Source organism: Vibrio lamellibrachiae (assembly GCF_050337265.1).
Classification (GTDB): domain Bacteria; phylum Pseudomonadota; class Gammaproteobacteria; order Enterobacterales; family Vibrionaceae; genus Vibrio; species Vibrio kyushuensis.
In genome coordinates this window covers 1-23,764 of sequence record NZ_JAKJSU010000009.1, presented here as the reverse complement: position 1 = coordinate 23,764, position 23,764 = coordinate 1, and the positions used below count along the sequence as shown (strand labels likewise).

At 42.0% G+C, this 23,764-nt stretch carries 25 protein-coding genes; 13 read left to right on the top strand and 12 right to left on the bottom strand.

What is annotated here, in order from left to right:
* Positions 1 to 81: 81 nt before the first annotated feature.
* Positions 82 to 816 carry a PilZ domain-containing protein gene (locus L4C54_RS15185; RefSeq protein ID WP_428808834.1) on the bottom strand — a complete coding sequence of 245 codons (735 nt, stop codon included), beginning with the start codon at positions 814 to 816 and terminating at the stop codon, positions 82 to 84.
* Between the two features lie 260 nt (positions 817 to 1,076).
* Between L4C54_RS15185 and L4C54_RS15180 the strand changes: the two genes are divergently transcribed.
* Positions 1,077 to 2,015 carry a phosphotransferase gene (locus L4C54_RS15180; protein ID WP_428809050.1) on the top strand — a complete coding sequence of 313 codons (939 nt, stop codon included), beginning with the start codon at positions 1,077 to 1,079 and terminating at the stop codon, positions 2,013 to 2,015.
* Between the two features lie 71 nt (positions 2,016 to 2,086).
* Here the strand turns inward: L4C54_RS15180 and L4C54_RS15175 are convergent, their stop codons facing one another.
* The 3 genes from L4C54_RS15175 to L4C54_RS15165 all read right to left on the bottom strand — a co-directional run bounded on the left by L4C54_RS15175 (position 2,087) and on the right by L4C54_RS15165 (position 4,608).
* A complete protein-coding gene (locus tag L4C54_RS15175; protein WP_428808833.1) occupies positions 2,087 to 2,578 on the bottom strand; it encodes a GNAT family N-acetyltransferase in 492 nt (163 codons plus the stop codon).
* 67 nt (positions 2,579 to 2,645) lie between these two features.
* The gene (locus tag L4C54_RS15170; protein ID WP_428808832.1) at positions 2,646 to 3,638 is read right to left on the bottom strand and encodes an endonuclease/exonuclease/phosphatase family protein; all 993 of its coding nucleotides are present in this window, start codon (positions 3,636 to 3,638) and stop codon (positions 2,646 to 2,648) included.
* A 19-nt stretch (positions 3,639 to 3,657) separates the two neighbouring features.
* A complete protein-coding gene (locus tag L4C54_RS15165) occupies positions 3,658 to 4,608 on the bottom strand; it encodes a helix-turn-helix domain-containing protein (protein WP_428808831.1) in 951 nt (316 codons plus the stop codon).
* Positions 4,609 to 4,787: 179 nt separating this feature from the next.
* Here L4C54_RS15165 and L4C54_RS15160 point away from each other — a divergent pair, with 179 nt between their 5' ends.
* From L4C54_RS15160 to L4C54_RS15120, 9 genes are all read left to right on the top strand, one after another.
* On the top strand, positions 4,788 to 5,183 hold the full coding sequence (locus L4C54_RS15160) for a rhodanese-like domain-containing protein (protein ID WP_428808830.1): 396 nt from the start codon (positions 4,788 to 4,790) through the stop codon (positions 5,181 to 5,183).
* A gap of 92 nt (positions 5,184 to 5,275) precedes the next feature.
* Positions 5,276 to 5,875: a glutathione S-transferase N-terminal domain-containing protein gene (locus tag L4C54_RS15155; RefSeq protein WP_428808829.1), complete on the top strand. Its 600-nt coding sequence runs from the start codon at positions 5,276 to 5,278 to the stop codon at positions 5,873 to 5,875.
* Between the two features lie 145 nt (positions 5,876 to 6,020).
* Positions 6,021 to 6,209 (top strand): hypothetical protein, encoded by a 189-nt coding sequence (locus L4C54_RS15150; RefSeq protein WP_428809065.1) that lies wholly within the window; start codon positions 6,021 to 6,023, stop codon positions 6,207 to 6,209.
* 24 nt (positions 6,210 to 6,233) lie between these two features.
* Entirely contained in the window at positions 6,234 to 7,442 is a 1,209-nt protein-coding gene (locus tag L4C54_RS15145) for an MFS transporter (protein ID WP_428808828.1), read from the top strand.
* 172 nt (positions 7,443 to 7,614) lie between these two features.
* On the top strand, positions 7,615 to 8,235 hold the full coding sequence (locus L4C54_RS15140; RefSeq protein WP_428808827.1) for an NAD(P)H-dependent oxidoreductase: 621 nt from the start codon (positions 7,615 to 7,617) through the stop codon (positions 8,233 to 8,235).
* Positions 8,232 to 10,148 (top strand): monovalent cation:proton antiporter-2 (CPA2) family protein, encoded by a 1,917-nt coding sequence (locus tag L4C54_RS15135; RefSeq protein WP_428808826.1) that lies wholly within the window; start codon positions 8,232 to 8,234, stop codon positions 10,146 to 10,148. The genes L4C54_RS15140 and L4C54_RS15135 overlap by 4 nt, the downstream gene beginning before the upstream one ends.
* A gap of 196 nt (positions 10,149 to 10,344) precedes the next feature.
* Positions 10,345 to 11,031 (top strand): sulfite exporter TauE/SafE family protein, encoded by a 687-nt coding sequence (locus L4C54_RS15130; RefSeq protein ID WP_428803550.1) that lies wholly within the window; start codon positions 10,345 to 10,347, stop codon positions 11,029 to 11,031.
* A 36-nt stretch (positions 11,032 to 11,067) separates the two neighbouring features.
* Positions 11,068 to 11,358, top strand: coding sequence for an antibiotic biosynthesis monooxygenase family protein (locus tag L4C54_RS15125; RefSeq protein ID WP_428803509.1), 291 nt, complete (start codon positions 11,068 to 11,070; stop codon positions 11,356 to 11,358).
* Between the two features lie 11 nt (positions 11,359 to 11,369).
* Positions 11,370 to 11,801 carry a YccF domain-containing protein gene (locus tag L4C54_RS15120; protein WP_428803508.1) on the top strand — a complete coding sequence of 144 codons (432 nt, stop codon included), beginning with the start codon at positions 11,370 to 11,372 and terminating at the stop codon, positions 11,799 to 11,801.
* 49 nt (positions 11,802 to 11,850) lie between these two features.
* On the opposite strand, the gene L4C54_RS15115 is transcribed toward L4C54_RS15120, so the two are convergent.
* The 4 genes from L4C54_RS15115 to L4C54_RS15100 all read right to left on the bottom strand — a co-directional run bounded on the left by L4C54_RS15115 (position 11,851) and on the right by L4C54_RS15100 (position 15,381).
* Positions 11,851 to 12,768 (bottom strand): LysR family transcriptional regulator, encoded by a 918-nt coding sequence (locus tag L4C54_RS15115; RefSeq protein ID WP_428808825.1) that lies wholly within the window; start codon positions 12,766 to 12,768, stop codon positions 11,851 to 11,853.
* Positions 12,769 to 12,877: 109 nt separating this feature from the next.
* A complete protein-coding gene (locus L4C54_RS15110) occupies positions 12,878 to 13,747 on the bottom strand; it encodes a glycerol kinase (protein ID WP_428808824.1) in 870 nt (289 codons plus the stop codon).
* A gap of 111 nt (positions 13,748 to 13,858) precedes the next feature.
* Positions 13,859 to 14,989 carry an HlyD family secretion protein gene (locus L4C54_RS15105; RefSeq protein WP_428808823.1) on the bottom strand — a complete coding sequence of 377 codons (1,131 nt, stop codon included), beginning with the start codon at positions 14,987 to 14,989 and terminating at the stop codon, positions 13,859 to 13,861.
* Positions 14,989 to 15,381 (bottom strand): DUF3302 domain-containing protein, encoded by a 393-nt coding sequence (locus tag L4C54_RS15100; protein WP_428808822.1) that lies wholly within the window; start codon positions 15,379 to 15,381, stop codon positions 14,989 to 14,991. The genes L4C54_RS15105 and L4C54_RS15100 overlap by 1 nt, the downstream gene beginning before the upstream one ends.
* A gap of 197 nt (positions 15,382 to 15,578) precedes the next feature.
* Between L4C54_RS15100 and L4C54_RS15095 the strand changes: the two genes are divergently transcribed.
* Positions 15,579 to 16,463, top strand: coding sequence for a DMT family transporter (locus tag L4C54_RS15095; protein WP_428808821.1), 885 nt, complete (start codon positions 15,579 to 15,581; stop codon positions 16,461 to 16,463).
* Between the two features lie 51 nt (positions 16,464 to 16,514).
* Here the strand turns inward: L4C54_RS15095 and L4C54_RS15090 are convergent, their stop codons facing one another.
* From L4C54_RS15090 to deoD, 4 genes are all read right to left on the bottom strand, one after another.
* Entirely contained in the window at positions 16,515 to 18,095 is a 1,581-nt protein-coding gene (locus L4C54_RS15090; RefSeq protein ID WP_428808820.1) for a diguanylate cyclase, read from the bottom strand.
* A complete protein-coding gene (locus tag L4C54_RS15085; protein ID WP_428808819.1) occupies positions 18,076 to 19,563 on the bottom strand; it encodes a hypothetical protein in 1,488 nt (495 codons plus the stop codon). The genes L4C54_RS15090 and L4C54_RS15085 overlap by 20 nt, the downstream gene beginning before the upstream one ends.
* Positions 19,564 to 19,738: 175 nt before the next feature.
* Positions 19,739 to 21,208, bottom strand: coding sequence for a transposase (locus tag L4C54_RS15080; protein ID WP_428808818.1), 1,470 nt, complete (start codon positions 21,206 to 21,208; stop codon positions 19,739 to 19,741).
* A gap of 61 nt (positions 21,209 to 21,269) precedes the next feature.
* Positions 21,270 to 21,980, bottom strand: coding sequence for a purine-nucleoside phosphorylase (gene deoD, locus L4C54_RS15075; protein WP_428808817.1), 711 nt, complete (start codon positions 21,978 to 21,980; stop codon positions 21,270 to 21,272).
* Between the two features lie 407 nt (positions 21,981 to 22,387).
* Here deoD and L4C54_RS15070 point away from each other — a divergent pair, with 407 nt between their 5' ends.
* The gene (locus L4C54_RS15070; RefSeq protein ID WP_428808816.1) at positions 22,388 to 23,287 is read left to right on the top strand and encodes a L,D-transpeptidase family protein; all 900 of its coding nucleotides are present in this window, start codon (positions 22,388 to 22,390) and stop codon (positions 23,285 to 23,287) included.
* Between the two features lie 316 nt (positions 23,288 to 23,603).
* Positions 23,604 to 23,764, top strand: a 161-nt coding sequence (locus tag L4C54_RS15065; RefSeq protein ID WP_428809049.1) for a transposase, incomplete at its 3' end; no start/stop codon positions are given.

Here is a 23,764-nt window from a genome sequence, read left to right as displayed (position 1 = left end):
TAAAAAATAATGGCCAATTGCAATTTGCATTTGGCCACTTTATTTCAAGTAGAACGTCAATGTGTAACGTTTTCAAATCAACTACTTGAATGTCAGTTTTGTTCCGTTGTATTTGAGCTGACCTAATAACGCTTTTGCATTTTCTTGTCCACGCTCATCAAATTCTAAGCCATAACGTGCGTAGTGCAGTGACCGCTGTAAATTGCATATCTTACCAATCAGAGGTGCAAATTCTTGCTTAGCATTAACGCTAGTTCGAATGCCGATTGTGACCTGGTCACCTACCTGAAAAGGTCTGCTTAATGGGGCAGTAATGAAACGGCATCCACTTTTAGACAGATCTCGAACTTCACAATCACCTTTATGAGAACCTGAAACCACTTTCCCCGGTATATTCACATCGTAACGAGATTCCTTACGAAGTTGTTTTATTTGCATGGTACTGGGTATTGAAAGCGCAACCATGGTAATTGGTTCTTGGATAAAGTGAACGAGCTTACAGCGGAAATTAATCGAAGCGCCTTCGCCTCTCGGTGAAATCGCTTTAACCAAAACCCAAAACCCTTCTTGGAAAAAGAAATTCAAGTCTTCGTTCGATACTTTAGGTATTTCGATTAAGATTAAATTGTTATTGTGGGTACCGATGAACGGTGTCGTGCATCGAAACGTCGTACCTACAGGGGTGCTGATAGCTATAGAAAGATCACTGCCATGCTCTACCATTTCAAGTGCATCTGTACTATTGATAGTAGAAACAGCATCCAAATTACGGGCTCTTTTTCTTTGATCATTAGCCGTTGCCAGTGGAGAATTCATCTAGCTATCCCTTACGTCGTATTTTTGTTTAAAAGCAGCAAGGTAACTTCTGCGGCTAGTATTGTTAATTGCATATATTATTGCAGTGAATTATTAGAGTAATCTATCATTTTCGATGGTTGGTAGTACGGAAGTGTGTGAAAAGTCTCGGTTTTAGCCCTTAGACTACTTTTTGGAAAGCCCATTGACTGGGTCTGGTTTGTCAAAATGTTCTGGAAATCTAAAAATTGATTATAGATAGAGAGTTAAAATTCTTAGAGATACTTGGTTGGGGTAAAATCGAATCGGAAGAGTGTCTTCAGGAGTTATGGGGAGGGTACGGTAAATTAGTTCGTTTACGATCTCAGAATGAAAGTGCCATCGTTAAATGTGTTGAAATTCCTGAATATATTACTCACCCAAAGGGCTGGAATACTAAGCGGTCTCATCAGCGTAAACTGAACTCCTACCTTGTAGAAATGCGCTGGTATCAAGATTATGCCGCGTTATGTGATAGGCATTGTTACGTTCCGAAACCGATCTATATCGATCGTCAAGCTCAAAGTCATTTGCTAGTAATGGAAGACCTTGCTCAAGTGGGCTTCCCAAATATTACTAATACTCCAACTAAGCAGCAAATATCAGCATGCTTAAAATGGCTTGCCTACTTTCACGCAAAGCATATCAGTCATAAAGGAGAAGGGCTTTGGCCTTCTGGTACATATTGGCACTTACAAACAAGGCCAGATGAACTCGAAAAATTGACTGATGTAGCACTTAAAAATGCGGCGACTAAACTTGATCAGGTGCTAACTAAGGCTCCGTATCAAACTTTAGTGCACGGTGATGCCAAGCTAGCTAATTTTTGTTTTAGTGAATGTGGAACAAAAGCAGCAGCAGTTGACTTCCAATATGTAGGCAAAGGGTGTGCGATGAAAGATATCGCACTCTTCATAAGCAGTACTGTTGATCCAAAAGAATGCTCAGACGCGGAAGATAGATTACTTGATGAGTATTTTGGGTATCTGAAATCGGCAATAGAGCAGTATCGACCTGAATTGGCGCATAAGGATGTTGAACAGGCTTGGCGTCCACTTTTTTCTATCGCATGGGCAGATTTTCAGCGATTTGTAAAAGGGTGGAGTCCAGAGCACTGGAAGATCAACCCTTATACTGAGTCATTAAAAGATCGGGCACTTAAGCAATTATCTGAGAAGTAGCAACGAGAGGCAGTAACACCACCTCTATTTTCTATCCGTTCTTCATATTAATACTCATGAGGAGATCTAATTTAGATCTTCACTCTAGCCATATAGAGTGTGTCAATAAATTCGCCGTGACGAAAACTTCCCGCCCTTGCGGTACCTTCAACTTCAAATCCGAATTTTTTATAGCAGGCAATAGCCGCACTATTATCACTGTTAACTTCAATTTGAACACGTTTGACTTGCAACCAGTTGTCTGCCAAATCAAGAACCGTTGCAATAAGCTTACTGCCGATGCCCTTGCCGTGATATTCATCATGAACACCTAATCCAAAACTTGCACAGTGTAGTGTTCGAGGTCGCTGAGAGTGTTCAAACCCTATATTACCTACAACTTTGCCATTAACCTCGGCAACGTATGAATAGACTCCCGTTGGCATGTTCTTGAGTCGGTCGGTCCACATGTTTAGGGAAGGGTTAGGTAACTGTAATGTCTCAGCTTGTGCTTTTGGTTGAGAATAGATTTCACAAAGAGCATCAGCATCTTCGATTCGAGTCGGTCTAATTGTAATATTCATAGTGATGTTGGCTCCTTGGTCCAATTAAGTGAACACTATTTAAACCACATAATGAACGTAATATGAACTAAATAATTGAAATATCGACAGTTACAATGCCGTGGTCACTGCTCACGTGGTCGATCCCATAGCGCGGATTAACAATATGTGAATCTTCAACGTGGTAATGATTTACCACTGCTAGAGACTCGTTTGAGCAGGACGAAAATTCACTTGAGAGCAGAATGTAATCAAGCTCTTTACCTTCTGCACCGACATAGTAGGTGGGTGAATGAGAGCCGCTACTCTCATCTAAGGTAATATCTCGGCTGTTGTACATGTGAAAAGGTTTTAATGTTTCTGCCGACTCCTTTTTACGGAATAGGTGTTTTGAAACAAGGCAGTAGAATTCAGGACTGTAGAGGCTTTGATTGAAGTCTCCCATGAGGACGCAGGGCCTTTTTTGTTTCTGTTTTGTCTCTACAAGGTGCTGATGTAGTACATGAACTTCCATGCCTCTTTGCATTGTTGAAAGCCACTTTCCCTGGTTTTCAGCAAGCCACTGTTCGGTCAGTGATGGGTCAGCAGAATCAGGTGAAGACACAAGCTCGCTGGGTCTTTGTGACTTGAAGTGAACAACATAAACATCAATAGCGCCTAATTTTGGTATATCAATTACGGCATGGATAGGAGAGCGACTAAACTCAAAACCTGCATTATGGTTTGCGACTGGCGAAGAGAGGGTAATCGGTTGTACATCCTCAATAGGGTAGCGAGATGCTATGGCAAGAACAGGGTTTGAATAGATATAATCTTGCTCTATGTCAGGCATATCAACCGTGACAAAATGTTGATAGCCAAGAGTAAGCATTGTGTCTTTTAATGCATCAATACTAAACACTTCTTGAAAACCGATGATATCCGCATCGATTCTTTCTACTGTTTTCGCTAACCAACGAGTTTTTATTTGCCACTCTTCAGTCGTGTAAATATTGGCAAAATCATAGAAGGCATTTGGCGGCTCTACATAGTTAAATAGATTAATCGTACAGATCTTTAGCTTTTGAAAAGAGATAGTCACGCTGTATTCCTATGGATGATTAATCAGTAGTAGCTTGCTGAGAGAATTGTTGTCTATAGACTTTAGGAGCGACGCCAACGAGCTGACGAAAATGGTGGCGCATTGTAACTGCGGAGTCAAACCCAGCGGTTTGTGATAGCTGTTCTATGGACAAATGGCTACTTTCTAATAGACCTTTTGCTCGCTCAACACGCTGTGCAATTAGCCACTCTTTAGGTGAAAGATCAAAACTCGCTCGGAACTTACGATCGAAGGTTCGACGAGACATATTAGCTTTTATAGCTAGAGAGTCGATGCTGATTGTCTGTTCAATGTTATTGATTGCCCACTCTAGAGCATGTGAAAACTGATTGGGAACTTCTAATATCGGCGACTCGACAAATTGAGATTGTCCGCCGGTTCGATGTCCTGAAATGACCAACCTTTTAGCGACTTGATTAGCAATCTGGTAGCCAAAATCGCTTCTTATTACCGCTAACCCGAGGTCGAGCCCGGCAGAACTACCTGCTGAACAGCCTATGTTGCCATCTAAGACATAAAGAACATTCGAAGCGTAATTTATATTTGGGAAGCGCTCGCGAAAGAGTGATTCAAACTTCCAATGGGTGGTGGCTTTTTTTCCTTTCAGTATCCCAAGCTCTGCAAGCAGAAACGCGCCAGAACAAAAAGAGATGATCCGCTTCCCAGAGGCGTGAAATTTAAGAATTTCCGAACTGATTTTTTCTGGTATTGATTGCCCAGATGTAGACCAGTTTGGAACAACCAACAAATCATAGTCATCCAGTGATGCGACAAATTTCGTGCAGAGACCTATATTTCCCGTACTTCTGATTGCTTGATCATCAAGATTAACGACGTCTGTGTGATACCAAGTTTCAAATTCAGGCCTAGGGAGTGCAAACAGTTCGACGGCGCATGCAAGCTCGAACAATGAAACGTCACAGTGGGTAAATATCGCAACCTTAGTCATTTTCATTCCTCGATTTTTTCAAAGTCGTTACTTGCGGTGTTCGTATATAGTATTGGCTTATTATTAACGCATAATGTCTTTTTAGCCAATGTTTAATAATCATACACTGCTTAATAATGGTGTTTACTAAGTAAGCGTATTTACTTAAAACATGAACAGTTACAGACTAGGGAGTGGTTATGAGCAGTGCAGTTTCAAGAGTAACAGCCGCAGACAGTGAGGATGCACTTAAGCATTTTGAATCATTATTAAAGTTTGAGACAGATTGCTGGGATGTTCACCACGCTACTACTAATGGACGCCAAGATTTCGTATTAGTGGATGTAAGAGGTGATGAGTTATTTGAACGAGGGCATATTGACGGGGCGATCAGTATCCCTCATCCCAGATTGAACGAAAAGAGACTGAGTGAATTTCCAGAAGACACGCTTTTTGTGGTGTATTGCGCTGGCCCTCATTGCAATGGTACGGAGAAGGCTGCTATTCGTTTGGCTAAATTAGGCCGCCCAGTGAAGAAAATGATTGGTGGTGTTACGGGGTGGATTGATGAAGGCTTTGAGTTGGTTGCGACTTAAATTATAAGCGGTTTAGTTTGTCTCCGCTGCGCATCAATAAATTGAAATATGGAAATCATGGATAAAATTGAAGGAAAGTTAAGGAGAATAAGATGGAATTAGTCGTAGGAAGAGATTCAACCTGGTCGTTAAGAGCATGGTTATGTGCGCAAATAGCCAAAGTGGATTTAACTCTCATAGTGATTGACCTAACTCTGCCTGATTATAAACATGAGCTATACCGACATACAGCATCAGGCTTAGTTCCGGCGCTAAAGTTGGACGATTGCGTGATACATGACTCTTTAGCGATTGCGGAGTATTTTAATGAAATTGGTGCGACGGGTCTATACCCTGTCGATTCTGTGCAGAGAGCGCAGGCAAGAAGTTTAATCTCAGAGCTTCATTCTGGATTTTTCCAACTTCGACAGCAATGTCCGTTCTCGTTAGATCCTGTAGAGCCTTTAATTGAAATTAGTGATGAACTTCAATTGGAAATCCAACGCGTAGAGATGATTTTCTCTAAAGCGACACTCCCATTTATGTATCGTGAAGCAGGAGCTGTTGATGCGTTCTACGCCATTCTTGCCTTTCGCCTACAAAGTTACGGAATAGTGTTTGAAGATCATGCGGGAAAATATCAAGAAAGCCTGCTTAATTGGCCTTTGTTACAAGAATCAATAGAACTTGCTATGCAGTGGAGACGAGCATAAAAGAGGCGTAGCTCAATCAGTAAACACTATGCATAAAATGCATAGTGTTTGTGACCAAATGTCATTTGAGTCATTGTTGGTTTGTCACTACACTTCGCGCTCTTTTTACTAGATGAATTGTGTGAGAGTAAGGGTTGTAACATTTATGAGTATTAGATCTATATTGGTCTCACAATCAATGGTTGCCCAACTGACGAGAATGGCTCTTTTATTAGCGTTATCTTTAGCGGTGGTACATAACTCACCAGCGTTACTCACCTTATTGGCTGAGCAAGCAATAAACAGTGGTTGTCACCAACAAACGGGTGACATGGACCATTCTCACCACCATTAACAACACATTTGCGAATAACATTGTATGAGTATTTTTCGGTTTCCACTTTTAGTTTGGCTAGGGATTGGCGTTTTAATTATTTGTCTTGGAATTAGACAGTCTTTTGGCATTTTTATGATGCCGATTTCAGATTACTTCGGCACAGGTCGAGAGTTTTTTAGTTTTGCTATAGCGCTACAGAACTTAATGTTTGGTGTGTTCCAGCCTTTTGTTGGTATGGCTGCCGATAAATGGGGCGCAAAACGCATCATTGTTTTAGGTGCCATTTCCTACGCGATAGGCCTGTTCTTAACTTCTATCGCAGTAGAACCGAGTATGCTCTATTTATCACTTGGTGTTTTTGTCGGTTTAGGGTTAAGCGCAACGAGTTATGTGATTGTATTAGGGGCGGTAGCTAAAGTTGTTCCTGCTAAACATGCGGCTAAAGCGTTTGGATTAACAACGGCGGCAGGATCATTTGGTATGTTCGCCATGATCCCTGGTGCTCAAACGTTGATGACGCATTTTGATTGGCAAGGTGCAATGCAGGCGTTCGCGTTGCTTTGTACCGCAATGATAGCCTTTGCTATGTTTATGAAAACAGCAAAGCCTTCTGATCTAGCACAACAAAATCAAGAAGACTCTCAAACGCTAAAACAAGCGTTAAATGAGGCCTTTGCGCATAAAGGATATTGGCTGATTCATGCAGGATTCTTTGTGTGTGGTTTTCACGTCATGTTTATTGCCACACACTTGCCAAGTTTTCTAGCCGATAAAAACCTACCTGCATCAAGCGCTGCAATGGCGTTGGCGTATGTCGGTATATTTAATATATTTGGTTCTTACTTTTGGGGCGTGATGGGCGACAGGTACAATAAACGTCATGTTATGTCTGCTCTGTATTTTATGAGAACGCTTGTGATTGGTGCGTTTGTGACGCTTCCTGTCACTGAGCATACAGCGGCTATATTTGGTGCAGCCATCGGTTTTTGTTGGCTAGGTACAGTACCTCTGACGTCAGGCTTAGTTCGACAGATATTTGGGGCTCGTTATCTTTCAACGTTATATGGGTTAGTCTTCTTTACTCACCAGGTGGGCAGCTTTTTAGGCGCTTGGGTTGGGGGTCTCATCTATGACTATTATGGTTCTTATGACCCGATTTGGTGGTCGACGGTTGTCTTAGCTTTTGTTGCTGCTTTGATTCATTTACCGATCAATGATAAGCCTGTGGCTAGACTAGCCGCTCAATACTAGCTCAGTCCTTTTAAAAAACTTTTATTAACTAGAAAGCCCATCATACTGACTGATGGGCTTTTTTTATATCAGCAATGAAAACATTATCAGCACGAAAACATTGTGTATCTCGTGAGACGTGGTAATAATTTAACAATAAGTTATTCATTTAATTGATGGTTAAAGAGGCCGTATGGAGAAGAAAAAGGTGTTGGTACTGTATGCGCACCCGTCGCAGCACAGATCTGAAGTGAATCAGTTTTTATTTGAAAAAGCATGCTCCATTCCAAATGTTACTGCTGTTGATCTCTACGGCCTTTACCCAACTTTTGACATCAATATCGACAACGAACAGCAACGCTTGGTTGATCATGATGTGGTGATTTTTCAATTTCCACTTTATTGGTATTCGACCCCTGCCATTTTAAAAGAGTGGCAAGATTTAGTGCTGGAGTACGGTTTTGCATATGGCCATGAAGGTAACGCATTAGAGGGGAAAACCTTTTTATGCGCGATCACTGCGGGCGGAAAAGAAGACGCGTATCAAAGTGAGGGTTATAACCACTTTACGATTCGCCAGCTACTTCAACCACTAGAACAAACGGCCACATTAACAGGGATGAATTATATTGCGCCCTTCGCTCTGTTCGGTTCACGTACTGCATTAGAAGAGAATCGAATTAATGATCATGTGGATTTTTGGTCTTCTCTACTGACGGCATTAGTCGAGAATACATTGGATTTAGAAAAAGCGGCCAATGCCGAAAAGCTGACGCATATCTTGGATGAGTTGATTGAAGGAGGAGTGAAATGACTGGCCTATTTTTACAAGCTTTCATCTACTTAGCTGCGGCAGTTATCGCTGTTCCTATCGCGAAACGACTAGGCTTAGGTTCAGTTTTAGGCTACCTCATCGCAGGGGTTATTATTGGTCCTGTTATCGGGCTTGTTGGAGAAGAGACGACAACGATTCAGCACTTTGCTGAGTTTGGTGTGGTAATGATGTTGTTTTTGGTGGGTTTAGAGCTTGAACCAAAAATGCTCTGGGCGATGCGAAACCGATTAATGGGGCTAGGTGGTTTGCAGGTTGTGGGCACTACTGCGGCTGTAATGGGAATCGCTTTAATATTTGGCTTTGTCTGGAGCTTAGCTTTAACCATAGGTTTGATCTTTGCTTTATCTTCTACTGCGATAGTGTTGCAAACCTTTAATGAGAAGGGACTGAATAAAACAGAAGGGGGCCAAAATGCCTTCTCTGTGCTGTTATTCCAAGATATCGCCGTCATACCAATGCTCGCATTTATTCCACTTCTTGCTCTGCCGGATCTCGTTGAGAAAGCACAAAACGCCGCTGTTGATGCATCGCAACACCATGAAGAGTTGAGTCTAGTCGTCGGCCTTCCCGGCTGGGCTTATGGTTTAGTTATCATGGCCTCGATTGCTGTTGTTGTGGTTGGTGGACATTTTTTAAGCCGACCTCTGTTTCGCTTTGTTGCCAGCTCTGGATTGCGTGAGATATTTACCGCAACAGCTTTGATGTTGGTGGTCGGCATTGCCGCATTAATGAGTCTCGTTGGATTATCTCCTGCGTTAGGTACGTTTTTAGCTGGCGTAGTTCTTGCCAATAGTGAGTTTAGGCATGAACTTGAATCGAACATCGATCCCTTTAAAGGGCTGTTGCTAGGTTTGTTTTTCATTACCGTGGGAGCGGGGATTCAGTTTTCAACACTGTTTGATCAGTTCTTCATCATTATGGCGTTAACCATCGGCGTTATGCTGCTTAAAGGTGCTGTGCTCTTTATTTTAGCGCTTATTTTCAAAGTAAAAGGCAGTGATCGCTGGCTATTTGCGTTGAGCTTGGCACAAGCAGGGGAGTTTGGTTTTGTGTTACTTGGCTTCTCGGTACAAAACCATGTTGTGCCGATTGAAATAGCGCAAACGCTCTCTTTGGTTGTGGCAATATCGATGTTTTTAACACCGGGCTTATTCATTCTATTTGATAAAGTCATCCTTCCTCGGTTTGAAGAGAAATCCAATGATCGGGAAGCGGATCATATCGACGATTCTGGCTCGGTCATTATTGTTGGAATTGGCCGATTTGGACAGATTGTAAATCGACTATTAGTGGCAAATGGTATTAAGACCGTCGTTTTGGATCATCAGGCTAATCAGGTTGATGTAGTAAGAAGAATTGGTACACAAGCCTATTATGGGGATGCGACACGCCCAGATTTGTTGCATACCGCAGGTATTGAAGAAGCTAAAGCCATTGTTATTGGATTGGATAATCAAGAAAGCAGTGTGGAGTTGGTTAAGTACGTGAAGCATAGCTATCCGCATGTTTCTGTTATTGCACGTGCCTTCGACCGTGGTCATGGTTACCGATTACGCCAAGCGGGTGCAGACTTTATCGAATTAGAGACTTACCACTCATCGTTAGAAACCGGTGGGCATGTGATGAAAGTGATGGGGCTACATCCCTTCTACATTGAACAGCAGAAGGTAACGTATAAACGAGTTGAAAAGAAAAAATCAGATCTATTGTATACAGCTTGGGAAGACGACTCTGAAGGTGAACGTTTTGATAATAACTACCGTGATCTGTTTATGCATTTAGAGCAATTTATGGCAGAAGAGATGAAAGTAGATAGAAGCGATAAACACTCAAGAGCGGAGCGAGGTTGGACGCCACCTCCGAAAGGCTATGCTGATAATTTGGATGAATAAGTGTCGAGCTGAATAAAGCAGCGTTACAACACTTGGAACTGATGTAAATAAGCCAACATGATGTTGGCTTATTTGTTGAGAATTTGTTTTATTTAGCCATTCTATTTTCAAATAGATAGACTATGATGGGGCCTGACATCAAGATGTAAGGAATCGTGTCGTGGCTGAATGGATAACCCCCCCCGCTCTAATTGCAATGTTTCTCATTTTTCTAGGCTCTTTTGTTCAAACCGCTATTGGTTTTGGGCTAGCTATTGTTGCCGCGCCGCTACTGTTTCTCATTTCCCCAGATTATGTTCCTGCCCCTATTTGTTTGGTGGCGCTGTATATCTCGATTTTAAATGCAATGAAACATAGAGCAAATGTATCTATCGGAGGCCTCAAAATGGCGCTGATAGGGCGAGTTCCCGGTTCGATTGCTGGTGGTTTTCTACTTGTTATGGTTTCGACTGAATTGTTAGCGCTTTGGCTGGGGTTCTTAGTACTGTTTGCCGTAGGGGTAAGCTTACTACCGTATCGTATTGAACCGACTCCAACGCGTATGTGTGCCGCTGGCTTCTTTTCTGGTTTCTTTGGCACAAGCTCTGGCATTGGCGGTCCTCCGATGGCGTTATTACTACAGCATCAAGAAGCGAATCAATTACGTGGTAATTTATCTGCATTTTTTGTATTTAGTTCGTTGATATCTTTAATCATTCAAATCCCAGCGGGCTTTCTGAATACGCATCATTTATGGATAACCATTCCGCTTATTCCTGCTTCTTGGTTGGGTTATAAACTTGCGATGGCGACGACACAGACTTTGCCTAAAGAAAAAATACGAATTGGAGCACTGTTACTATGCTCAGTCAGTGGTGCGACGGCCGTTTGGCAAGCATTTTAATTATATGGTTCATGTTGAGTTAAGGTTTCGAAAACTATGATAACGGAAGTCGCTATATTGGATATAAAGCCAGAGCTTGTTAATGAGTTTGAACCTGCTTTTTCAAAAGCACAGACGATCATTTCAAGTATGGACGGATATATAAATCATCAGTTACAGCGTTGTATTGAAAATAAACATCGTTATATTTTAATCGTGAACTGGGCTTCATTAGAAGCACACACGAAGGGATTTAGAGAGTCTGAACAGTATCAGAATTGGAAAGCACTGTTGCATCATTTTTATGAACCTTTTCCAACAGTTGAACATTATGAGCGTGTTTTTTAATAGAGGTAGTTATGCGTACGATAGGTAATATAATCTGGTTTTTGTTTGGTGGTGTGTTTATGGGCCTGATGTGGTGGATGTTTGGCTTGTTAGCTTTCATCAGCATTATCGGTATTCCGTGGGGACGTGCGTGCTTTGTTATGGGTAATTTCTCGTTCTTTCCGTTTGGGCAAGAAGCGATAGCTAGAGACGAGCTTACCAGCCAAAATGACATTGGTACTGGCCCTTTTGGGCTCGTTGGCAATATTATTTGGTTTCTGTTAGCTGGCGTTTGGCTTGCTATTGGTCATATTTTGTCAGCCGTAGCATGCTTTATTACCATCATTGGTATTCCTTTTGCGCTTCAGCACTTAAAGCTCGCACTTATCTCGCTAGCGCCGATTGGGAAGACTGTGGTACCGAAAGAAGAAGCGGCGGCTGCTAAATACTCTTCCAACCGTTAACGATCCCCATAGTTAAACAATTGCTGATGCTCTCTAGCATCAGCAATTATCAACCATCAATTGTCTGCTTGATCAGCCGAGTTAACCACTGTACCGTCGCATCATTGCGGTTTTTACTTCGATAATAAGCATAAATATCAGGCTCGATTGAAAAGTCATCTAAAAACACATCGACGCTTCTAAGTTGTGGATACTTATCAATATTAAATAGGCGCGATGCTGGGAATATCATATCAGATTGGCTAACCACATCGACAATAGCAGACGGCAATTCTGAGCGAAAAGCAATCCTAGGTGTTATGCCTCTATCCTTCATTATTTTCTCTGCAACTGCTTGATGAGAATTCCAATCTGGCACGATGATGGATGCGAAGGAGTACTCAAATCCAGGTTTGATATTTATCGTGTCTTCCTTGTGAGGGTGGTCTTTTCGTAAATAGACTTTGAGGCTGTCTTTGATGAGTTTTTTCCGAGCCAATGTTTTCGGCGCGTGCTGAATATCGTAGTTTACCGCTAGGTGTAACTCATCATTATTGAGCTCTTCAATCGTGCTCTTAGACCAATTCAGTAAGTGGATGTCGACATTAGGGGCTTCTTGCTGAATAGCGAGGTACAGTTCGGCAGAAATAGAACTCAAGATAAACGGAGAGAGTGCCACTTTTAACGTTCCGTTGAGTTCTTCTGGTTTAAACTCTTGAGAGCGGTTAACAACGAGTGAAAGGCTATCTAACAGAGGAGAAAGAGACTCTGCAAGATCCTCTGCAAAGGGTGTTGATTCAAGGCCATATTGTGTTCTCACTAACAGCTCATCGTTGAAGTGATCACGAAGCTTTTGAAGTGATTTACTTATTGTTGGTTGAGACACAGCTAAACGATCAGAAGCTTTACGCATGTTCTTCTCTTGATGAAGAATGATAAATGTACGCAGTAAGTTAAGATCGAGGTTGGAGAAGATGTCTTTAGCCATTAATTGTACCTGTTGTTCCGAATTCTATTATTGATATTCTGCATTTTAATCATTACGTATTAGGACGTTCAAAGCAAGGAGCACCGATTCGAAGAAAGTGTCACTTAGGCTAATAGCCTTTGATACCAAACTCTCTGAGCTTCCTAGGGAGTACTTCATCCAGTTTTTCACTGTCTTCTGGAAAGAGTTCAATTAAATGAAACTTGTGCTGTTCGTAGTGAGCTTTGGTTTGGCTAATCGTATTGTCATCCGTTCGGCCCAAATCTGTACCCCAATACTGCAAGTAGACATTGCCTGTCGGTAGATAAAAATCACTGAGTAGGTTTTCTTCAATAGGTAACTGACGTTGATAGGCATGGGGTATACCATTCATATAGAGCCAATTATCAATTCTAAGCTCACCGATAGAACAGACATAGTGCCCATCTAGAGTTCGGTGCTTGGCTTCAAACTTCTGCCGAAAGTTGAATATAGATTTGTCGGTCGAGTGCTCTGCGGCAATTTGGCCAAGAAACTCAACAACCGATTGCCTCAAGTGCTTATTTTTGCCCACCGAGTCATGCCATAGAACAAATTTCTGTTCGGACGCTTTATTTTGTTTTTGAATGGCTCCCACACTGGCTCCCGAACTCGTTATACTCCACCCTTGACCAGTCTTAATTATCCACCCTAATTCACTGAGCAGTTGATTGATCTTTTTCGCACTAAGGTGGAATTTCTCTCCTATATCGGTCGAAGAGAGAGAATCACCTGTGAAGCTACCTAGATCGATAAGCAGAGTCGTTGGCCACACAATGTATGCGCCAAATTTAGGATGTTCAAAGTACTCTCCACCGAATTTAACGCCGATTTGAGTGAGAATCCATTTGTCTTCAAAGCGATTAATGTACCCAGCTTTTTGTAGATCAGAGAAGAGAAGCTTAGAATCGACGTTTTTAAGCTTTGCAAGGGCTGAAGTAGAGAGTTTACTTGTATTCAATGGGGCACCTTAAAACATTGTTTAGCATTAAAGTGAGCGAGCACCCAATGGATGCTCGCGATTCGTTATGCTTACTTATCTAATTATACCGTTGGTGAACTAAGTATAGAATTAATGATCTAAGTATAAATAGTTCTGCCAGCTTTTCATGCGTATCAATATCTTACGCATAATGGATACGTGCGTGAAACTATCAGAATAGACAGCAACTTCTACCGCAGTACCTAATGGTAAATGATAATCAGACAGATCATCTGTAATGCGAAGTGAAACAAGCACACGTCCATTGGTACGTAGAGCTTCTGTTCCTAGAAGTGCACCACGAGCTTGGAATTGACCTTCTCCAATCGCTGGCAATACTTCAATTACTTCACCTTTAAAGACACGCCCAGGCAGTGCTCTAAATAAAAACTCAGCCTCGTGACCAGGTTGTAGTCGCTGAAGGGAGTTTTGACGAAATGCAGCGGTATAGATCTTCTCTTCCGAGTGAACAAATGTCATGACCGGTGCTAATGGTAACGGTACGGCCATAACACCGGGACGTAGTGCCAATTGGGTCGCATAACCATCTGTTGGAGCTGTGACGATCGTTTGTTCTAGGTTGAACTCTGCTTTTCGAAGGTCTGCCAATAAACTTGCAACGGCTGTATTCTCTCCGCCTATTTCCGAGTTCAATGCTATTTTGGCTTGCTCTACTTGAGACTCCGCAACATCTAGTGCAGCTTGGCTAGCCTTAAAAGCTTGACGTCTTGTATCGAGTTGTTGCTCTGTAAAGGCTCCTTTGTCGAAACCTCGCTGATATCTATCGTATTCACGTTGTGCTTTGTCTCGTTCGGCCACTGCTTTGAATCGAGCAGATTGAGCCTCACTCACTCCTGATTCTAGCCCTAAAGCACCTTGGCTCGCTTCTTTTACCTTAGCGCGAATTTTTGCCACTTCAGCTTCGAACGGAATCGGGTCAATTTTGAACAGTATGTCGCCTTGTTTCAACAGCTTGTTTGGTACAACAGGTACCTCAACAACTCGACCGCGTACACCGGATACAACAGGTGTGGTTGAATATATTTGGTTACCGAGCTGTGTGAATGGGTGGTTGTAGTTCATTAATAAGATCAGTGTGCCGATTAAAACTACACCTCCGAGTACCGCGGTGGGTACTGTCCACTTGTTTAGTGGAATCTTAAAGATTTTGAAAATCGCAATACAGAAGGCGGTATACGTTAGAATTAATAGTAAATCCATTATTTTTCCTCCTTGTTTTGCTCAGGATTAGACGCAAGTTCAGCGCCTATATTGAGGTTTTGTATCTTCATACTCGCGACCTCAATTTTCAGTTGTTCAACTTGATCGATAAGCTGATCCACTCGGTGATGAATATCGTGTTGCTCAGCTTCTAGCTTTTGAAATCCCCAACCGCGTTCTTTGCGCCATAACGTCGCCCAAATCCATAAGAACGGCCAAATAGTGTGTAAGGTGAAGAGACTGACCCAACCCGCATAATGGATAGCGTCTTGATGAGGGTGTTCACGCTCTTTTGCGATTTCGTAAGGAATGTCGTGAATAACAATGATGCCGTAAAAGATAACGAGTGCGACAAATATAAGTATGCCAAGGGCCAAATAATCGAGAAACATAGGTACTTCCTTGTGTCTAAAATGCTAACGTATGCAATTAGTTAGTACATAATGTAAAAGATATGTAATAACGATATAAATGTATAGCGATAAATCAGTAATTTGGGTGGAAGTAATCACCTTTTTTATTTCGGTTGATGATAGTTTGAATTTGAAATTTGAAAAGTAATCCATGAGCCAATGGAGTGGTGTTAAAAATGTTTTATGGTGAAATAGCAGCGTTATCTGCGGCAGTGGTATGGGCAGTCGCGACATGGATTTACAGCCAATTTAGCCATCAATTTTCTGCTATGCAGCTCAACATCGTCAAAGGGACTATCGCATCAGCAATGATGTTGTTAGTTCTGCCGTTGATTCCGGTACCAGATTTCTCTTTAACACCAACCTATATCGCTGTGCTTGCTGTTTCAGGCGTGATTGGCATAGCGATTGGTGACTCTGCCTATTTCGCGGCGCTAAAACGAATTGGACCGAATAAGACGTTATTGCTTGAATCTCTCGCTCCGCCACTATCTGGTGTGTTGGCTTTGGTGTTTTTAGGGACGGTTATTTCAATGCAGGCGTGGTTAGGTGTCGTAATCACCACAGTGGCTGTTGCGTCGGTTGTCTTTCAGCCTAACGAAGGTTCAGCTTCGGTTTCACGCTCTGGTATTGGATATGGATTACTAGCAAGTGTGTGCCAAGCTAGTGGGGTGGTGATCTCTCACTACGCTTTGGTCGCAGGAAATCTGCCACCATTATTGGGTGCGTTGATCCGGTTGGCCGTTGGAGTCCTTGCTGTGGCTTTGATAATTTCTTGGTTCGAAGATAAGCCATTTAAGGAGATTATGAAAAATTTATGCTCGATGGGTAATAGATCATTTCTATGGCTATTTAGCGCCATTTTTGTGGGTACTTTTTTAGCGTTATGGCTTCAACAAGTGGCATTAAAACATGCGAATCCAGCGATTGCACAAACACTCATTGCAACAAGTCCACTGTTCATATTGATTATCTACGCCATTAGACGTGAAGCCATTACCAAGCAAAGTGTTATTGGGACATTATTTGCGCTTGTTGGTATCTCACTGTTCTTTCTTTAAATTTTTAGTTACGGATTAGGTTCTTTAACCAGGAATCGCTTGTCTGATTCGCTACTCGGTACAGACTTGATTTCGTCCATTGGCTTTGGCGCGATAGAGTGCTTTATCCGCTCGGTAAAAGGTACGTTGAGTATTCTCTCCTTCACGATGAAGAGTAATGCCGACACTTACCGTTAGCCCTCGCTCACCAAGGATATCTTGCCAACCGAATTGAAAGATTCGCTCTCGGTAATTTTCCGCATGCATTTCGGCTTGCTCAAGTGTTGCCTTTTCCAAAATCACCAGAAACTCTTCACCACCAAAACGAACACATGACGCACCTCTAAAGCGGAAGTAGGCGGATAGTTCATGAGATACATTGACGATTGCTTTGTCTCCGACCAGGTGACTAAGTTCATCATTGATGGATTTGAAGTGATCGATATCGATCACCATTAAAGCAAAAGGTGTTTCGTGCAACAGTAAATCTTTGAGCTTTACATCCAACCAACGGCGATTGTGAAGTGCTGTTAGAGGGTCGGTAAATACATCTTGCTGAAGTTTTTTAACGGTATTTTTCTGACTTTCTGTTGTTTCTTTTAGCTCTCTGTTTTCAATTTCAGATAGAATCAGTTTTAACTGCAATTCATAGCGAGATAAGCGACGTAGTTGGCTTGCCCCTAGCTCAGTTATAGGGATGTTTTTCATCAAATCCGATTCAATTCGGTAGCCTTTCTTCTGGTAGGCAAGGGCTTGCTTAAAGTCGCCTTGAATTTCACAAATATCACTTAACGTATCAAATAAGTGCTTCGATAAAATAGGACTAGAATTTAGTTGAATTCGCTTACTCGCGTTATGAAGCACCAGTTTAGCGAGTGGAGATCTACCCACATCGCCTAAGCAGTATGCTAGCTCAAGGCGAACCATGCTAGAAAGCCAAGAAGAGTTTATATTACCAGCACTGTATTGTACGTTAGCTATAGATAATAAAGCCTCGTCGCTGTTACCCTGTTGACGATGCAATTTGGCTTGGTAAAGGTGGATTTGCCCAGCAAGGATCTTGTCACTAACTAAAATGCTGAGTTCTTCACACTCTCTAAGCAAATCATTGGCAGCGGCGATTCGTCCAAGCTCAATAAAGCAAGACAACATGTAGAGTTTGTACCGAAGTCGAAGAGAGCGACTTGAAATCGCATGGTCTATGCCATCAATTTTTTGGTAATAACGTAAAGCCCGGCTGTGATCGCCATAAGCATCACACAAGTTCCCCATGCCTAAGATAGACAATGCATACTCATCAATAAAACCGTGCTCAACTGAAATAGCCGATGAGGATGTGTACTCTGTTAATGCACCAGAATAATCACCTATGTCAACCAAGTGCTCACTTAAGCTATTTTTGACCGATAGAATGGTTTCTGAATCGTTAGGCAGCTGAAGCTGCTCCAAAGCAAGGCGAAGCTCATCAATGCACGCTTGAATTTGGTTTAACTCAGAACGGTATTCAGCGCTGATGATGTAAGTTTGGGCGCGTTCTTGATTAGTCGTTGCGATATGCTGCCTGACATGGCCCCAAAAAATGATCGCTTCTTCACCAGTGACAGAGGAGGCATCAAGCCCGGAGTCCGAAATTTTATTTAGTAATAACTCCATTCGGTGCCTCCGTTTCTAAGCTTTCTTCTAATTGCTCCAGTGTAAACGGGAAGGTGAGTATATCTTGCAAGATAACTTTAGGTAGGCAGCTATTCATCCCTTTTCGTTTCCAAGGGTATATTTCGATCATTTTTGCTAAAATTTGGAACACCTCAATGGCTATATCATCTTTGTCACTCAGCAAAAGTGCAATTCGGTCACTACTTAGTCGTGAAAGAAGATCTTGATGATTACACAGTGAATGAGCGATTTGAGTACAAACATCTAAATAGGCGTTTTCATTATGCTGAATAATGATGATGGCATGATTAGAGCGTTTTAACTCAGTTTTGAATAGAACTAGCTGTTCCCACCAATAGGTTTCAGAAACCATATTGGTTAGGTGCTTCTCTGGATCAAACTCATGCTGACCACGGATTCGGTTAATGAGTTTTCGAGCTCGTTGTTCAAGTTGGCGTTTTGATGTTCGGGCCTTATCAAGGCCGACTCGCGCTGTTTGTTCTCTAAGCATTTCAAGAGAATGCTTTCGGTATTTTTTAAATGCAATAAATGCACTCTTTAAATCATCTTGTTGTTCGGCAACTAAAGATTGCTGGAAACAAATCTGTGATAGCAATTCACCATTGTCAAACTGTACGGCTGATGCTTCAGCTTCAATGAGTAACTGGGTTGCTTTATCTGGATGATTTCTTAGTAACTCCAAACGTGCTCGGCTAATATAAGAGTGTGCTTTCATCCAAACAAGATCATTCTTTATTGCGAGTTCATGCGCTTTGCCTGTGGCAATTTCGGCATCTTCAATACGTTCAAGTCCAAGTAACGCAAGGCCTCTGAAGTCCCAAACTTCAGCACTCCAGGTTTTATCAAAATGGTTCTTGAGGACTTCTTCAGCCCCGTCAAGCACAGTTAGCATTTCGATGAAATTATTGAGTAGGTAGAGATCCCATGCAAGGAGAATGCGAGCCTTGCCTTCTAACCAATCAACTCGCATGTTGTTTGCAACTTTTACTGCGAGTTCATGGGTCGAACAAGCGAGTTTATATTCATTGGTAATACGCCAAACATTACCAAGACCGATTAGGCATTCGATCTGTATTTCTACTTCGTCAACTAACGTCGCTTGTTCTAGTGCGTTAATCCAATATTGCTGAGCTGAGTAGTATTTAGCTTGTCCCCAGAATTGTAGGGCATGAATATGAAGAATTTCGGGAAGGTAGTCGTCGGTATCGAGTGTGTTTTGAAAGTTAAAGGCTTCTTTAATGAACTTCAGCCCTTTCTTGTAATCCATTAAACACCAAGAGCACCGGGACATAATGATCAGGCTTTGTATGATACCTTCTTGAAACTGTGTTTGCGTCGCTCGAATGTGGCACTGTTCTGCGGCCACCATAACCTTTTCAGGCTCTGATTCGACTCGAGCTTTCAGCTGTTCAATTTCTACTTCGAGAAGGTGCTGAGTTTTATCCAAATCTAACTTATCCCTAATGAGTTTGAGGCTCTGTTCCTTTATAAAGATTATAATATTTCTTAGTAAATTAGCACTAACTAAGTTACACAAGTATATACTACTTCACCATTATAAGATGAAAACTACGGTGTAGTTCACGTCACTTTATAAAAACACACTCAGGAAAAGCTAATGTTTAAGAGAGCAAGTCTCTTAATGTTAGTGGTAGCTCAGCAATACCAAGGTTTTGAGCTGCCGTTTTCCCTTGCTTATCTTGATAGCATAAATTGTGCCAAGCTCTGAAGATGTCTAACATTGGGAGAATACCACCCGGGCGGAGTTTTCTTCTTGGCTCATTGATGAAGCTAGAAAACAAGATTTGAAAACGTTGCTGATAAAAAGAGGTATGCTGTATGGAAGCTGACTGTAACCAATGAGTTGGATCGGTTTTCTCACCGGCTAGGTAGCAAATGCCTTTTGATACACTGTCTTGATTAGCGATGGCCCAACGGTCTCGCCACCATCCCATATGTACGATGTCAACTTTTTGAAAAGGAACGTCATTTTTCCATGATGCATCTTCTTCTACATACATCAAGTCAACATTTTGACTCGCTATGCGAGGTACACAAACACTTAACGCTGCAGAACGAAGAAGAGGATCTTGTGGCATGAATAAGCTGAGGCGTTTGTCATCGTCACACAGCTCTAATATGTGCAAGTAGTGCGCATAAGAAGTATAAGGTGGGCGTATGAGTGCGCCTTTCGATGGATAATTGAAATTAGTTAAATTACCCATTGGGTCTTCAACATTACCCCTAGCTAGTATCGTCTGATATTGTTGGTCAATACGGCCACGCAGAGATTGCTCTTTGGTCGTGGCGGCACCACTGACTTCAGATGAGTATTGTTTAGAAACAAAACGTGCAGGAATTGAGTAGGGGTCATGATCCACTGATCCTTCTGCCTGCTCTGTTGAAGAGTAATTAACGTGCTGGCATAAAATATAGCCAGTGTTCGCCTCACCCGTTGCAATCCAAAATACACCATTATTGCTGTTCGGTTGAAGTGCTACGTAATCCGAAGCCAGTTGATAGTTTTCACCATGCTTCATCCATCTTGCGTCAATCATGGCAAGCTTTCGACGACAACGACTTGCGATGTGTTCAACATGATCGTAAAAGGTTTTAGGATTAATATCTAGCTTTCGGCATATCTCGCGTACCGAATAACTCATAAATAGCAGACCGAGTAAGTTTTCCTGAAAGGCGAGGTTTTTGTTCGCCCCAGACCACTTATCTACAAAGGTTGTTTGGCATGATTTACAACGATACCGTTGACGATCACCGCTGTAGCCAAATGCATGGTAAAGGTGTTTATGAGTATGAACGGAGAGATCGAAATTTTGACACTCGTCATTACGACAAGCCGGTAAACCTTCACTGTGAAGATGCTGAAGGCGTTGAAGTTCGTTAATAACTTCTTGGTTATTAAGTAAGGGGGGGAAAGCGCCACATTCACGGCATACCATCGCTGGTCGTTTAGGATTCGTATGTTGCAGTACATAACGTTCTGCGTTGCTCAATCCAAAGTTGTCACACGCCAATGTTTTACAAAAGTTGAGTTGTAACCCTACAGCTTCCTTTGGTAGCTTGCCGTCAGACACAATCACCCCCTCGAGTATTGAACGGCTATAGAGATGAATCCATAGCGGAATATTTGATGAATTAGATGTTAATTGCTGTTTCTAGCGCGACTTTCATCATGTCGTTGAATGATTTTTGACGATCTTCTGAACTTAGCTTCTCACCACGGATGATATGGTCTGAAACTGTTAAGATAGTTAGCGCTTTAGCACCAAGGTCAGCCGCTACGCCATAGATACCCGCCGCTTCCATATCAACACCAAGAATACCTAGTTTTTCCATTTTTCCGAAAAGGTCAGCTTCTGGTGTGTAGAAAAGGTCTGCAGAGAAGACATTACCGACTTTTACTGGAACGTCTTGGATTCGAGCTTGCTTTACTGACTCTTCAAGAAGACCGAAATCAGCAATTGCAGCGAAATCATGGTTGTTAAAGCGGATACGGTTCACTTTTGAGTCTGTAGAAGCACCCATACCGATAACAACGTCCATTAATTTAACGTCGTCACGTACAGCGCCACAGCTACCAACACGGATAACATTTTTTACGCCAAACTCAGCGATCAACTCGTGAACGTAGATACAGCATGATGGAATGCCCATACCGTGGCCCATTACAGAGACTTTTTTACCTTTGTAAGTACCTGTGTAGCCGAACATATTGCGCACGTCACATACTTGTTTTACATCATCTAAGAAAGTATCAGCGATGTATTTAGCACGTAGAGGGTCACCAGGCATTAAAACGGTTTCTGCGAAATCACCTAGTTGAGCATTAATATGTGGGGTAGCCATTGTCATTCTCCAAAGTTAGCGACGGTATTTACGGAGTGAAAATCCTAAATTACCAATTTTGTTGAATCGCTTTGATTCTGTTAAGGCAATATTAGCGAGTAATAATAAGGTGTCTTGAGAAGTTCATCACATATTTGTTCGAACGGAACTCTAAAGTGCTTGTTGATAACAAAATCTGTTGAAAGCGGTAAGGCAATCGATTTGATGAGAAGGTACTGGTAGAAAAGGAACAAGCTATAATGATAGAAATATCGATGGTGCTGCAAAGGGGGGAGTTTTAAGTACGCAGAAACTTTTTACTAAATGCTCGTTGCAATTGGGATTAGGCAACCCTTTCATACAGCATGGAAGAAACGATGACCTGAATGAGTTATCATCGGGTTAATTAAGATTTTAAGGATGAGTTAATGCTCTATCGGTTACTGGCGCTTTGCTGCATGAGTGCGTCTACATTTGCTGCAACTTATAATTTGCCTTCAGAGGGCAGTAGTATTGTGGGGCGAACGCAATATCATGCGATTAATGAAGGTGAAAGCCTTGCAGGTATCGCTAAGAAATACGATGTAGGCTTCTTGTCTCTAATGGCTGCAAATAAGGGCGTTGACCCATTTTTGCCTCAAGCTGACTATGTATTAACGATTCCATCTCAAATAATTTTACCGCAGGTTGATTACAAAGGCATAGTGATCAACTTAGCGGAGCTGCGTCTTTACTATTTTGAGCCTGAAACGGATTTAGTCCATATATTCCCTGTTGGTATTGGGAAAATTGGGCGAGATACTCCAGAAATGGAAACTAGAATTAGCCAAATGCGGCCAAATCCGACTTGGACGCCGCCTGCTTCCATTCGAAAAGAGTACTTAGAAAAAGGTATCGAACTCCCTGCGGTTGTTCCTGCAGGCCCTGAGAATCCGTTAGGTGAGTACGCACTTCGTCTTGCTTATGGGGCGGGGGATTACTTGATCCATGGTACGAATAAGAACTTTGGTATTGGGCTTCGTGTTAGTTCCGGCTGTATACGTATGGACCCAAAAGACATTAAATGGTTATTTGAGCAAGTTAGTGTTGGTGTTCCAGTTGCGATCATTGATGAGCCTGTGAAAATCGCACTTGAGCCCGACCGAAGTGTTTTTTTAGAAGCACATGAGCCACTAACTCGAAATGATGGAAGTAAAAAATCTTTAACGTTGCCACAAGAGTTAAGTTGGTGGTTAGATGAGTTTGATATTCCTGATAGCAAGGCAAGAGCTGCGGTTTTAGCGCAAAATGGTGTGCCAGTAGAAGTCGTCGCTGGTCATTTAGATTAATCGTTGTTCTTAGGTTTGCACCTTAGATGAAGTACAAAATGAAAGGGCCTGTCGAAAGACAGGCCCTTTTAAGTCATATAATGGTATTGAGCGGTTTATTTAGTGTAATGCGTAGCCCTCTCACAAACCGGGTAAAATCAAGACTTCCCTACTTATACAATGCCTTAAAAGTGGTGGTTTTATCAATATTGTTTAATAATTATCAGTGTTAGGAAAACCTGTCACACTTTAATATCATTGTGACTGTAGTGGCATAGTTAATTTGGCCACCTAGTTAGAGGTGATATCATCACCTCATAAGTTAACAGGTGACACTATGACGAAACGAACAAGACGACTTTTTAGCGCTGAATTTAAGTTAGAGGCTGCACAGCTAGTCCTCGATCAAAATCACTCAGTTACTGAAGCTGCTCAAGCCATGAATGTGGGTAAGTCCACCATGGATAAATGGGTTCGACAGCTAAAAGAAGAACGCCA